Genomic DNA, 14,689 nt, shown 5'->3' with positions numbered 1-14,689 from the left:
ACATTATCTTCTCCAATAAGAACAGCTTTAATTCGGGTTGATCCTAGTTCAATACCAAGTACTGTTTCGCCACTTTTAATAGCATTCTTGATATAACTACTCATGTTAATCTCTCCCAATACAAATTATATAAATGATTAAAGATAACTTTACTAAAAAACAAGAGGACGGTACTTATTTCACTCCTTATAAATGAAACACAACAATTGACCCCGCGTTTCAAAAAAAGAGGATAAGAACCGCCCCTGCTTAGTCTTCACTTATCGATATAATGGACCGTAGTTTTTGCATGCACGGTAGTCTGCACCGATTGGGTCGGATGCTCCAAACGCTGACCATGCACTTGGTCTAAATAATTTTTCTTCTGAAACATTATGCATTGAAACGGGAATTCTAAGCATTGAAGCCATTGTTATTAAATCACTGCCAATATGTCCGTAGCTTAATGAACAGTGGTTTGACCCCCAATTATTCATAACAGAGTAGACATCTTTAAATGGTGCTTCACCCGTTAACTTTGGTACAAACCAAGTTGTTGGCCATGTTTGGTTTGTTCTCTCATCTAACACCCGATGAACATCTTCTTCTAACTCAACAGTATAGCCCTCTGCAATTTGCAAGACAGGTCCAAGACCATCTATTAAATTAATTCTTGCCATTGTTACAGACATGTTGCCACGGGTTACATATTTTGAGGAGAATCCTCCGCCTCTAAAGAAGTCTACTGCTGGACACCATTCAGTTGCTTCGAGACATTTTTGAACCTCTTGCTCGGTAATATCCCAATGAGGCTTCATCACAGGTTTTCCGTCCATATCCATTTGACCGGACCCATCTAAAGCAGCAGGACCAGAGTTAATTAAATGGATAATTCCGTTTTTAGCTAAACCTGTTAACTCGTTTCCAGTTACTCGTTTTACTGCCTCAGGGCTCCAAAATGTTCTTACATCTGCAAAAATTTGAGCAGAATTCGTTAATAAATGTCCAAATAACATCGTAATTCCATTTAACGTATCATTTTCTGTTGAAAGCATGTATGGCTCACGAATTCCATTCCAATCAAAGGATGAAGAAAGAATAGATTCCATAAAATCACCATTCGGTAAAAAGTCAGTCCACTCACGCTGACCTTGGAATCCTGCCGCAATAGCATTATGACCGAGCGCTTCTTCACCATATCCTATTTCGGCTAATTTAGGGTTTCCTACCATTAAGTCTCTTGCGATGAGAGCCATTTTTACAACGGTTTCCCAATCCAGCTCCTTTTGTTCGACAGTGCGCTTTAATTCTGGTGGGTTTACATCGATACCTTCTTTACAATTTGCTTTTACCCATTTTAACGCTTTTTCGTACTCTACCTGATCATATATCTTTAATTCCATTCTACGAATAAACTCGCTCATATCCTTGTATTCATTTCTCATTCCTAAATATTTACCGAAAAAGTTCTCATCTGCGATACAGCCTGCAATCCCCATTGAAACGGATCCAATAGATAAATAGGATTTGCCTCTCATTAAGCTCACAGCAAGGGCTGCTTTCGCAAACCTTAATAGCTTTTCTTGAACATCCTCAGGAATAGTTGAATCTTCCATATCCTGAACATCACGTCCATAGATACAAAATACAGGTAATCCCTTTTGATTATGTGCAGATGATGATGCTGCTAAATAAACAGCTCCAGGTCTTTCTGTCCCGTTAAATCCCCATATTGCTTTTACCGTACTTGGGTCAGTATCTATTGTTTCTGTTGGATAGCACCAAGAAGGCGTTACAGAAATTGTAACAGTTACACCCTCTTTTTTAAATTTATCATGTGTTTTCGCCGCTTCTGCTACTCCCCCAATACAAGTATCAGCAATCACACATTCAACTGATTCACCAGTAGGGTATTTAATATTTTGTTCTACGAAACTAGCAACATTAGCTGCCATTTGCATTGTTACCTCTTCTAGTGATTCACGAATCCCTCCCCTTCTGCCATCTATAATCGGGCGTATTCCAATCTTTGGAAGATTAGTTCCCCACGTGTTTAAAGACATTAATACCAGCTCCATATTTAAGAAATTAATGAATTTGTGTAGTTTTTCGAGATAGATTTCACTCTAACTTTTGAGATGCAGTACAAATAAAAAATTGCTTTGCTGCTTTTTTAAGATTCTATTATTTATTTCGTAATTTTGACTTTTTACGCAGTTACAGTTTTTGATTCTGTCGTTTCTTTTGCTTTATCAGGTTTAACAAATAGTATATAGAGAATAGCGTTTAGCAGGAACAATCCAGCTATGAGATAGATGGTTTTATTAAATCCAAGTGCAAGATTTTCCCCGGCTGCTTGTACGATGATACCGATAATAATTGGTGCAACTAATGATGTAATATTCATAATTAAAGTGAAAATCCCAGACATAAGACCAGATCTTTCTGGCATCAATTTAATCATGATTTGTACACCCATTGAGACATTCAAATAGGAAGTACCTTTTGCCACACACAAAGCAACGAAGATCCATAGGATTGAATCTCCTAACAACGGAATTAGCGCGAAAGAAAGCCCACCAATAATTGTGCTTATTCCCGCGACCAACACACGTGACTTTCTATACCTCTGTGTTTTTTTGTAAAGACGATCAGAAAAAGTTGAAATTAAAAATAATATGACTAATGCTGCGATACCTGTTCCTGCAATGGCATAAGCCATCTTCATTGGCTGCAATTTCATTACCTTTGTTAAATAAACTGGTGCCCATATTGCCATCCATATGACTAGCCAAGTGGTGGCAGACGATAGAGCTAGGGTTAAAAAGCAAGCTGGACTTTCTAAAGATGAAAGCTGTCGGATAGGGCGCCCATCTGTAAAAAAAGGCGCTCCCATTTCCATCAGCTATGAAATTATTAATTATATTTCGTTTACCTGGACTCCCTCCAAGCTTCCATAAAGAACTTCAATCTCCCATTTCGGCTTGGACGTCTGAACATCCATGTGCTGCTTATAAATGCCCCAAGCTTTGCCGTTGCTCCACAGGCTTCCTACTTTCCTCCAGCCATAAAATACTTGTCACTCCCCGAGGGTAATACTTACTGCCAGTGATTTCACCTGAAAGGATTTGGTCACTCCAGCTCCAGACAGATAAAGTTGGATGCGTTAACCAAGCAACGTGTGCAGCATCTGCACGAGCTCCCTTATCATCCCATTCCAATCCAAGGATTTGACGGGCAATGAACTGACTTAGATAAATTTTACTCAGCCATGAATTATTGCTAGTTGAAGAAATTTTCCAGCCGCCATCTTCAAACAAGCAGACTCCTTCGGTTAGTACAGTCTCTAAATGCTTTTTCAATACCTGAATATAGGTGCCAAATCGTCCATTCGGATCCAGTGCGTCTTGGTTGTTTGTATAGTACGGGAAAATAAGTCCCTCAATTGCCGGAATAATCTTGGAGTCGTTTCCTTCTTTAATGACAGCTGGAATATAGCCGCCTGAAGTCATATGGCTGGCAATTGTCTCCGCACATTTATCCGCTTGGCCGGCTGCATCCTTCGATAATTCCTTTAAATCATTTTCGGCAAAAATCTTCTCAAGAGCAACATACGATGCCCACGATTTCCCTGCCAAGTAAATATTATTTCTAGCCTGGCCAAGTGAAACATCTAAACTATCATAAGTGGTAATTTCGGCACCACCCATGACACGCGTGGAATCAAGTCCCATTATTCCATCCCGCTTGTCCGCTTCAGGATGATCACGGTTCAACATACTTTCAAAGCAGCGAGCAAAAATATCTAAATTTGCTTTTAGCCACTGACGATCCCCTGTTTGTTCTACATAAACGGACGCACACAACACCCAGTTTACAAGCTGTTCATACGTCATATGTGATAAGCAACCGTCTAATCCATAAAGCTCATACGAAGAAAAGTGAGGACGAGATACTGTATTGGCAACACCCATATCATGGGTAAAGCTTATACCGCCCGGGTACTCCTTTTCATCTCCTGGAAAACGGGCATTATCTTCATAACTAAAACGTTTGACAAACATATCTAGCTCATTTTTAACCGTCCATGGATTCATCTTTAATTCGAAGAAGATTTGGTCCACCGTTAAGTCAAACGTATTCATCATGCGATATTCGCCTTCATTCACAACCCAGAAAGGTTCGCCATCGACTTCAAGCATTTGGGTGCATCCATAATAACTGCGAATAGAGTGAATCATCATGAACTTTTGGTCATCAGACAAATTCTCATCATCCACCAAATCACTTGCTTGGGAAGCTCTTCCCTTATATAAATCAAAATTTTCTAACGCATAAGCGGCAACCGATTCGATATTTGGAAAATATCTTGAGTAATAATATGAGGCATCAATTCCAGCTGTTACATATCCGGAACGATGAAAGCAAACGGCAAATTGATAGGTGCGTTTTTCTCCTGCCGGAACGTCCATCACGAGTGCTCCCATAGGTCCCAAACCAAATGTCCAGTTTTCTTCTATTGGTGTTGTTAAGATATATTCAGGACCAAAATGTAAAGCTGATTTGACTTCCGGGTTATTGGTTGTAATGGCCGTTAAACGACCTTGTCCGATACCGGCAATACCGTCACAGGTGTCATCTAAACGACGCATTGAGCTGTATGGGTCACTGCCCTGGTAGCCAAAAAAGGCACGGCGGCTTTTAGCTCCTTTTGTGTTATCGATGGTTAGCTCTGCCCAGACAGCAGGCACTAAGGCTGCCTTCAATTCTTCATCAGTTGCTGCAGCAGGATCTGGTACAGATTGGGCTTGTGTATAAATCGTAAACGTTAAATCGCCCGCCTTCCATGTATCCGTCCCCAATTGGAAATCACGTTCTATCTCTTCTTTCGCGAAAGGGAAAATGATTTTTGTTTTATTTTTTTTTGGATCCATGTTTTCAATATCATAGCGCTTACTTTCATCCTCGACGATATCATAAAAAGGAAGAGCTTCATATATTCCTTCACGGTCGATTGATTCGACTCCAACGTAAACATTTTTCCGTGGGGGCCTTCCAAGTTCTAAATCCAAACCGCCCCCATCTCCGTAAAAACCAAGTGTAAAGCTGGCAAAAGCCCCAATTGGTGAATGATGTGCATTAAAAAACATGTTTTTTCCCATTTCGTTCCCATACTTTCTTTAGTCATAATTATTGATAATCTCTATGAGTGTTTAACCTAATACCCCAAACGAGTAAGATATCACTCTAACTTTTAGGGTGAAGTACAAATAAATAATTGCTTTGCTGCTTTTTTAAGATTCTATTATTAATTTCATAATTTTGACTTTTTACGCAGTTACAGTTTTTGATTCTGTTGTTTCTTTTGCTTTATCAGGTTTAACAAATAGTAAATAGAGAATAGCGTTTAGCAGGAACATTCCAGCTATGAGATAGATGGTATTATTAAATCCAAGTGCAAAATTTTTCCCGGCTGCTTGTACGATGATTCCGATAATAATTGGTGCAACTAATGATGTAATATTCATAATTAAAGTGAAAAGCCCATTCATGAGACCAGATCTTTCTGGCATCAATTTAACCATGATTTGTACACCCATCGAGACATTTAAATAAGTAGTACCTTTTGCCACACACAAAGCAACGAAGACCCATAGGAAAGAATTTCCTAACGACGGAATGACCGCGAAAGAAATTCCGCCGATAATGGTGCTTATTCCTGCGACTAGAACACGTGACTTTCGATAACTCTGGTTTTTTTGAAAAATACGATCAGAAATAGTTGACATTAAAAATAACATTACTAAAGCTGCGGTACCTGTCCCTGCGATAGCATATGCCATCTTCATTGGCTGCAAATTCATTACCTTTGTAAAATAAACTGGTGCCCATAATGTCATCCATATGGCTAGCCAAATGGTGGCAGACGCTAGAGATAGGGTTAAAAAGCAAGCTGGATTACGGAGAACAGGAGTAATATCAGCCCACTTTAATTTTTGGGCGGAAACTGCCTCGACGACATTTTGCTTTGACTTGGAAGATCGATCAACCAATGCCCAGACAACAAGTACTACCAAACTAGCAACTCCCAGTAATGCGAGCGTCCATTGCCAACCGTATTTCTCTATCGAACCCACAAGGATGGGTGCGGAGATAATTCCACCGATAGACGCTCCAGCAAAGACAACGGATATAGCTACCCCTCTTAACTGCTCAGGAAAGATTTTAGAAACGTAACTCATTGCTGAAGGACTAAATGGCCCTTCGAACGCTCCTAACAGTACTCTGTAAAGGATAAGCATCGGAAAACTTATAATCGCGAATGACCCAAGCTGCACAAGAGTTATCCCTGCCAACACTATGAACATTATAGTCTTTGCACCTACACGATCCGACCATGTTGCTCCAATAAAACTTGTGAAGATGAATACGATGAAGAAACTGCTCCCAATGAGTCCCCACTGAGAACTGTTTATGTTAAATTCCTTCATAAGATGTTCTGCAGCAAAGCCGATTACCTGACCATCAGCAGTGCTGATAAGCGAACCTAGAAATAGTAAGATAAGAATAACCCAACGCATGTAAAAAACTCCCCCTTAATTTGATCATGTCACTTTCCTATTTGATGTAGTTCAAATAATATTTCTTTTATCAATGTAATAGAATTAGACTATCCATTTTCTATGGATGATATGGACGACTTTCTAAGGATGAAAGCTGTCGGATAGGGCGCCCATCTTCAAAAAAGGGCGCTCCCATATCCATCAGCTATGAAACTACTAATTACGATTCGTTTACCTGGACTCCCTCCAAGCTTCCATAAAGAACTTCAATCTCCCATTTCGGCCTGGACGTCTGAACATCCATGTGCTGCTTATAAATGCCCCAAGCTTTGCCGTTGCTCCAGAACGTAGAAAAATGATCTTCATTTATCACGGGGTGAAAGCTCATCTTACCTGCTCCCAAATCCAGTTTAAAACCCGAAAAGGCTAACAGCAGCGCCCAGCTGGCCATAGAACGAGCATAATGGTTTCCAGCCTCAATTTCGCTCCAAGGGTTCCTCTTGTAACCGTCGTATCTCTCACGAACCGCTTTTACAATTGTCATCCCTTCTTCTATAAATCCTTCATAGATTAGATGAGCAGCTACTTGGTATTCGATACCCGTCCATACTTCTGGCGAATATTGGAACGGAAGTCTAGGCCGGCCGCCCTTTGGCCACGAGCAAACAACAAGTCCTTTCTCGTCATTTAATGCAAAAGCCCTCCCAGTATTAGCATGATCATCAAAATTGCTTTTAAAGTTGTTAGCAAATATCGAAGCGACGGCTTGTTTAACATGGTCTTCTGGCAGAATGTATCCAAGGCCGACGACATGAGCTAGCATCTGTCCGAAAAGTTGGTCGGACAAACATCCGATGCCGTATTGGTAGCGATGCTCATCCACATTGTCAAGCACTTGAACATAGTACTCCCCTCCCCAGAGAAGAGCATCCATCCTCTTGCTTCCTATTTCGAACGCTTTTCGATATTTTTCTGCATGCTCAGAATCACCTACAAATTCGGCCATTTCTGCTCCAGCTTTGAGTGCTGCATAGAAGATTGAATTCGTCAGCGAATTAGGGCCATAAAACTCTATGTCATAAGTATTATGCTGCCGGCTATCAAGCACAAAGTCGCCATCGGAATCCCAATAGTCGAAGGCAAAATCAAGTGCTTTACTCGCCTTAGTCCACAGCCTGCGGAGAAACGCATCATCGCCGCTGATTTTCCACTCGCGGTACAAGCGAATAATCGTACCGAGTTGCCCGTCCGTTGCCGGGTGAACCTCAAATGGGGCAGAAACTCTGAAAGACGGTTTACCCATTACTCGGTTCGTTCTATAATCCATCTCCCCTTGATCGTCAGTCTCTAGTTCAAACTCTACTATTCTTGCACTTTGTTCTAGTTTTGGGAACAGGAAGGCTAAAGTTTGAGCGTAATTCCAGACATGCGTGCATGTCCCTAAACAGCTTCCTTTCTTGTCAAGAGAGCCTTCGAACCCGAGGAAGGTTCCGTCCTTAATACGGAAGCAGGTCGGACTGCGAAGAACCGTGATATTGCTCGCAAGCGCATCTAATACGTAGTCCGGCAGCGTACTTGTGAAGAGCGCCCGATGAAAGTCGCGGCTTCCTTGCTCCAACCGCTCTCGATTTTTTAAAAGGTATGCTCCCGCATCCCAAGCATCCTGGAACAATGTGCCGTAATAATTCATCTCTAACTCATCACCATCATTAACAGGAGCATCTTCGTCCCAATTGCGAACCCGGTTCGGGAAGTACCAGGACAGAACAAATTCGAAAATAGCTTCTTCACCGGGCTGAAGCGTACGATTAATGCCCAATGATCCGATTCGAAGTTGGTCATTGATACCTAATGCACTTGACGTGGCATTGGTAAACGACTCCGGTTCTAACTTTCCGTCATGAGAAAAATCGTCCCAGAAATCCTGGATGCCATCCCACCATCCGCCGATCAGCCACGTCGCTTTATGGGTAACAAATTCCGGTCCTGCGTTGGTCAACACTGCCATGCTCCCATTTCTCAGATGGTCAGCCGGGAGATCAGGGGAAGAATAGTAAATACCTTGCAATCCACTGTCTTGTCGATATTCATTCACGCCCGGTTGTACAAATCTCATATTTTCAAACGAGCCATTCCCCTCATAACCGGCGAAATTTATGAATGAACCGGCAACGGTGACTTCTACCGGATGTTTTTTCCGGTTCACCGCTTTATATCTAAACAACGCACCGGGAATTCCAGAATCATCCTCATTCAGCGGTATAAACGGAGTAAAGGCTTCCAAACTGACGTCAACGGGAAGCTTCGAATCGTCGAATTCTAAAAATGCAAAGGGATATTCCCCTTTAATTCGGGAATGATCCATTCTCGGAAGTCCTGATACTGCCGCCCTTGAAGGGTACCCAAGGGGGTGGTTATAAGGCGGAAGAATTTTTGACTCGAGCACCTTTGCCACTGGCTCGCTGCCATCTTCCTTGGCCCAAATGGAGAAGAAATTATATTGGGCAAAGTCCCCTTTCCCTGGACGGTTAAATATTTCCCAATCTTTTAAATCGCCACGGCTGCCTAGCGTGATATTTCCCGTGCCAATACCGCCAAGAAGAAAGCCCGCTTCCGTCGCTTCACTCGGATACCATTTTTGCGGCTTCATGGAATAAAGCTCTTCCTTTGTATAGACGTTACTTGCCATTATCATGACCTCTTCCTTTGTATAGACGTTACTTGTCATTATCATCAATCTCCAAATCTCAAATTACCACTAGAAGTTCAGATACCTCATCACCTCCTTTCATTCATTTCACATGTTTTTCCTTAATCATTTGTAATGTATCTTAAATTACATAGGAACTTGGTATGGAAGGCTCGATTTTATCTTTATCTAATTTGGATAGCCATGTTAGTAATCATGAGTGATTTCTTCTGCTTACTAATTAATTTGAGGAAGGTGTTCTTCTTTGGGAACCTCGAATGGTAATTTTCCACCAGGGTTCACATCACCAAATATAGTTTCTGCATTGAATAGGACAGTTAGCTTCCACCTTTCCCGTATCCCCAAAGAATACAAGATTCATTGATTAAATCTACTTCAGAATTTGCAACTCTAATTTGATAGGCTTCTGACATGCATCTCGTCGATAAGTTTTCATTTTTCAGCTTAGTCTGGATGTTCTATCCTTATTTTTCTCTAAAGTTAGTTAAACCCGCATCTTCAAAAACAGCTCCAATTCTTCCATACTTGGATAGGAGGTCTGAGTGCCTCTCTTTGTAACACTTAATGCTGCAAAAGCTGTGGCCATTTTGATTGCATTCAGCACATCGCCATTTTGCACAAAAAAATGAGCGAAGCACCCAATGAATGCATCACCGGCACCCGTTGTATCGATAGCCGCAACTTTATGTGATTCAACAGTGTGGATTTTCTCCTTCGTTACCCACATCGCTCCGCGGCAGCCCATTGTGACAATCACGTTTTTCAAGCCTTTTTCAATCAAAGTAGATGCTGCCTCTCGGATTTGCTCTTGATTCTCAACAGGCATACCTGTGAGAATCTTCAGTTCGCTTTCATTAGGAATAAAAAAGTCACTTTTGCATACATAGTCAAAATCTAACTCCTTTGACGCAGGCGCTGGATTCAAAATTACAGGAATGCCATGCTCGTTACCAAACTCAATCGCATAATAAATCGTCTGGAGCGGGATTTCCAGCTGCAGAACAATGAGTGAACACTTTTTAAGCTTCTCTGCTGATCGATCAATATCCTCATGTAGAAGAGACCGATTTGCTCCTTTTATAACCAGGATGCAGTTTCTTGACTCTTGGTCTACAAAAATCAGAGCAACACCGCTTGGTGTCCCAGGAACTTTACTTGTAAACTCTGTGTCAATTCCGTAGCTTTCAAGGTTTTGGATTGTGTTATCTGCAAAGAGGTCATCTCCAACCTTAGTTACCATCATCACCTTTGAGCCCATTTTGGCAGCTGCCACTGCCTGGTTTGCTCCTTTGCCACCGCAACCGATTTTGAAGTCTGACGCCTCAAGTGTTTCCCCTTCTTTTGGCATTTTATCAATATATGAAATGAGATCCACATTGTTGGACCCGATCACTGCTATATCCATGTCTTTTCCTCCTTATTTCTTTCCGGTTACGACCGATGATTTCTTATAATGTGGAGCTTTAGTTTTGAGTTTGCTTAGCGTACAAAAATTCCGAAATGATGGCGGTACCCCTATTACAAAAGTCGGTTGAACAGTAATGGTGTCTCAAAAGGTTCTGGGTAGCTTCAGTGTGTGAACAATGTGTAATCGTTTCCACATTCCGTAAAAATTTTTAAACCGATATATTTTTATTTACTATCAAGTACTTGTTGAATTTTTTCATCAGCAATTTTCGCTGCTTCCTTACCGCTTTTCATACAAATATTTAGAATACAGTCTTCACTAACCGACAAGACTGCCTGATTTTCAGTTCAGGAGACAATAAATACTCTCTCTTCGGGAGAGTTCCTTTAAAACAAATTCGCTCATGCAATAGCTGAAACGCAATATCCCCAAGCGCATTCATTGGCCTTGAGACAACACTAAGCTTAGGATTTAAGAATGTCGCTATATCAACATCATCAAAGCCAATAAACGATACCTCACTGCCAAGCTTCCATTCCAACTCCTCCAGTGCTTTCACACATCCGATTGTCATTAAGTTGTTTGAAGAAAATATTGCAGTCGGCTTATCATCCAGCGCATAAAGTTCCTGGGTTGCCTGATAACCACTTTGCTCTCCGAAGTTCCCTTGAATCACATAGCGCTCATCAAAAGGAATATTATAGTTCTCAAGTGCCTTCTTATAGCCCAAGAACCTATCACGTCCAGGCGTCGTATTTTGTGACCCGCAAATGATCGCAATTTTCTCATGGCCCTGAAGAATCAGGTGCTGAACCGCCTGGTATGACCCCGTCACATTATCAACCATAACAGTATCTACTTCAAATCTTTTGATGCTGCGGTCAACAGCTACAATTGGAATCCCCTGCTCCTGAAGCAGCTTCAGTTGATCACCATTTTCATTGGCAGTTATAATAATTACGCCATCAACACAGCGCTCAATAAAATTCTTCACAATCTCTTCTTCTACTATAGGTGACTCATTTGTGCTACTTAAGATTGTGAAGTATCGTTTCTCGCGGGCTTTCTGTTCAATTTCAGCCATCACGAGCGGAAAGAACGGGTTTTTAATGTCAGGGACAATTACGCCAATTGTATTGGTTCCTTTTCCCTTCATTGTTCTAGCTGCAGCATTACGGATATAGCCGAGTTCATTAATAGCCTTTAGTATCCTCTCCTCGGTTTCTTTCCGAACAACACCTTGGTTATTAATCACCCGAGAGACAGTTGCAATAGAGACATTAGCTAGCTTCGCAACACTCTGAATATTTGATTTAGATTCCATATTTAAAAACTCCTAAAATGTAAACGTTTTTATATTTAGATAAAAAAACATATTAAATAAATAAATAGTATTTATATAAATTTTATTTTTTTGTTCCCTTAAAGTAAATTACATAATAATTAAACATCATTAACTATTAGTTAAAATTAAGATGGATTTTTCATTTAAATATAAAAACCAGGCACGATGCCTGGTTCTTGGTTTACTCTATAGGTTTGTCCTCAAGCAGGTCCTCATAAATCTCATTGTATTTCTTGGCAGACTGCATCCAGCTATAATCTTGACTCATCGCATTTTGTACTAAGCTATTCCAAGTTTCCTTTTGTTGATAAAAATATATCGCTCTTCTAATTGTATGCAGCATATCATGAGCGTTGAAATTCTTAAAAGTGAATCCGTTCCCCTCATCTGTTTCTTCATTGTATGATTGCACCGTATCATTCAAGCCCCCCGTTTCTCTAACAATGGGGATGGTCCCGTATTGGAGGGCAATAAGCTGTCCTAATCCGCAAGGCTCAAACTGTGAAGGCATTAAAAACAAATCAGCCCCGGCATAAACTTGATGCGCCAATCCTTCATTAAATCCCAAATAAACCTTTACCTTCTCTGGATATTCTTGCTCCATTCGACTAAAGAAGTGTTCATAATGATGGTCTCCAGACCCAAGAACGATGAGTTGTATATCCTCCTCCATCATACTGTGAAAAACATGGAGCACCAAGTCTAACCCTTTTTGTGCGGTTAAGCGTGTTACCATCGCCATAACGGGTGTGCTATCCTTTACCGGCAATCCGAAAAATCGCTGCAATTCTTGCTTATTTTCAGCTTTACCCGTTAACGAATCAAGATCATAGGCAGCAGCGATTTCTCGATCTGTTTTTGGATTGTAAGCAATGTCGTCAATGCCATTTACGATGCCTATCAGCTTATCGTTATGCTTTCGTAAAAAACCATCGAGCCGTTCCCCAAAATGGGGATACTGAATTTCCTCTTTATAAGTCGGGCTGACAGTTGTAACGACATCAGACGCAACGATTCCACCCTTCATAAAATTTACATTTCCGTAAAACTCCAGCTGCTCGCTGTTAAAATATTGATGATTTAATTCTAACAAATCACTCATTACTTCATATGGGAATATCCCCTGAAATTGCAAATTATGAATCGTAAAAACTGTCTTTATGTCCCTATAGAGTGGATTTAGACGATATTGGGCATCCACTAAGAAATTCACCATCGCGGAGTGCCAGTCATGTGAATGAATCACATCAGGAATAAAATCGAGATGCGGAATACACTCCAAAACCGCCTTCGAGAAAAAAGAAAATCGTTCCCCATCATCATAATGGCCATATAGAGTATCACGATAAAAATAATATTCGTTATCAATAAAATAATAAGTAATGTCGTCATGCTCGAAGGAATAGATGCCACAGTATTGACTGCGCCAACCTAGCTTTACATAAATCGCCTTTTGAAATTGAAATGATTTTCTCAGCTTATCTGGAATTAAACTGTAATTTGGCAGTATAACGCGTACATCTGCTCCTAACTTTTTTAACGCTTTAGGCAACGCGCCCGCAACGTCGGCAAGACCGCCTGTTTTCACAAACGGTACGCACTCAGAAACTGCAAATAACACTTTCACTTTGTCCTCAACGCCCCTCTTGAACTGTACCTTTACCTACTATATAAGGTGACACTAAGGTTCCTGTCAAGCGTACACCATTTTCAATCCTGACATCTTTATCGATAATGACTCCATCAAGTACACAATTTTCTCCGATTTGACACTTTTGCATGATGATGGAGTTACGAATCACAGCGTCTTTACCAACTTTCACAGAACGGAAAAGAATGCTATTCTCCACTTCCCCTTCAATTACGCACCCATTTGCAATCATTGAATTCGCAACACTTGCTTCCTTTTTATACCGTGTCGGCGGCTCGTCCTTTACCTTCGTGAAAATTGGCTCTTCCTTCGTAAATACCTGCTTCCATACGGACGGCTGCAGCAAATCGAGACTATTTTGATAGTAGCTTTGAAGGGAGTCAATGATCGCAATATAGCCTGTGCATTCATATAAATTTATTTTAAAATTATGCCGTTTATCATGGACTACATCAAAAATACTGTAATATCCTTGGTTCTTGTATTTTTCAAAAAGAGAAAGCAATAAATCTTTCCTCAAAATATAGGTTTCCAGAGATTTCCCATTACAGAATACCTCCGTAATATCCGCTTCTGTTTCTTTATGAAGATCTAAAATTTTACAGAAATCAATGGTTCCAATTGTGTAGCAATTAGTTATGACAACGTACTTTTGCTTACTGCGTAAGAAATAGGTTATATTTCTGGCAAAATGCGCAAATGAACCAAATCTTTCGTACCTGGATTTGCCATCTGGAGTGAACACAAACAAACCATCACGCTTTCTATCTAAGTCCCATTGCTTTCCGGATCCTAAATGGTCCATTAGCGACCGAACATCATGTCCGGTGAAAATAGCTACATTCGTAATCCCTGAATTCACCATATTTGATAACATAAAGTCAATTAATCGATATCGTCCTGCAAAGGGAAGAGATGCTAAGGTACGATGGGCAGTTAAATTCTGAAATGTTTCAGACTCATTGGTTGCATTAATTATGCCAAGCATGGAACACGGCAAAGTATCCTCCTACCTTTCCTAGTAAGTTTTTGT

9 protein-coding genes are annotated in these 14,689 nt (G+C 40.7%); all 9 read right to left on the bottom strand.

Annotated features, from left to right (window positions below; genetic code table 11):
* Positions 1-260: 260 nt before the first annotated feature.
* The 9 genes from ACIFOT_RS03560 to ACIFOT_RS03520 all read right to left on the bottom strand — a co-directional run bounded on the left by ACIFOT_RS03560 (position 261) and on the right by ACIFOT_RS03520 (position 14,644).
* Complete coding sequence (locus ACIFOT_RS03560) at positions 261-2,042, bottom strand: L-fucose isomerase (protein ID WP_430061713.1); 1,782 nt, start codon at positions 2,040-2,042, stop codon at positions 261-263.
* A 146-nt stretch (positions 2,043-2,188) separates the two neighbouring features.
* Positions 2,189-2,758, bottom strand: a complete 570-nt coding sequence (locus ACIFOT_RS03555) for a hypothetical protein (RefSeq protein WP_430061711.1) — start codon at positions 2,756-2,758, stop codon at positions 2,189-2,191.
* A 232-nt stretch (positions 2,759-2,990) separates the two neighbouring features.
* Positions 2,991-5,141, bottom strand: a complete 2,151-nt coding sequence (locus tag ACIFOT_RS03550; RefSeq protein WP_430061709.1) for a glycoside hydrolase family 52 protein — start codon at positions 5,139-5,141, stop codon at positions 2,991-2,993.
* Positions 5,142-5,309: 168 nt separating this feature from the next.
* Positions 5,310-6,560 (bottom strand): MFS transporter, encoded by a 1,251-nt coding sequence (locus tag ACIFOT_RS03545; RefSeq protein WP_430061708.1) that lies wholly within the window; start codon positions 6,558-6,560, stop codon positions 5,310-5,312.
* Between the two features lie 202 nt (positions 6,561-6,762).
* A complete protein-coding gene (locus tag ACIFOT_RS03540; RefSeq protein WP_430061706.1) occupies positions 6,763-9,270 on the bottom strand; it encodes a GH116 family glycosyl-hydrolase in 2,508 nt (835 codons plus the stop codon).
* Between the two features lie 466 nt (positions 9,271-9,736).
* Entirely contained in the window at positions 9,737-10,657 is a 921-nt protein-coding gene (gene rbsK, locus ACIFOT_RS03535) for a ribokinase (RefSeq protein WP_430061704.1), read from the bottom strand.
* A 304-nt stretch (positions 10,658-10,961) separates the two neighbouring features.
* Complete coding sequence (locus tag ACIFOT_RS03530; RefSeq protein WP_430061702.1) at positions 10,962-11,984, bottom strand: LacI family DNA-binding transcriptional regulator; 1,023 nt, start codon at positions 11,982-11,984, stop codon at positions 10,962-10,964.
* A gap of 202 nt (positions 11,985-12,186) precedes the next feature.
* On the bottom strand, positions 12,187-13,632 hold the full coding sequence (glgA, locus tag ACIFOT_RS03525) for a glycogen synthase GlgA (protein ID WP_430061700.1): 1,446 nt from the start codon (positions 13,630-13,632) through the stop codon (positions 12,187-12,189).
* A 7-nt stretch (positions 13,633-13,639) separates the two neighbouring features.
* Positions 13,640-14,644 (bottom strand): sugar phosphate nucleotidyltransferase, encoded by a 1,005-nt coding sequence (locus ACIFOT_RS03520; RefSeq protein WP_430061721.1) that lies wholly within the window; start codon positions 14,642-14,644, stop codon positions 13,640-13,642.
* Positions 14,645-14,689 lie beyond the last annotated feature (45 nt).

The sequence above is a fragment of the Neobacillus sp. NRS-1170 genome (genome assembly GCF_050468025.1).
The sequence above is the reverse complement of the archived record's forward strand: the minus strand, read 5'-3'. Positions and strand labels throughout refer to the sequence as shown.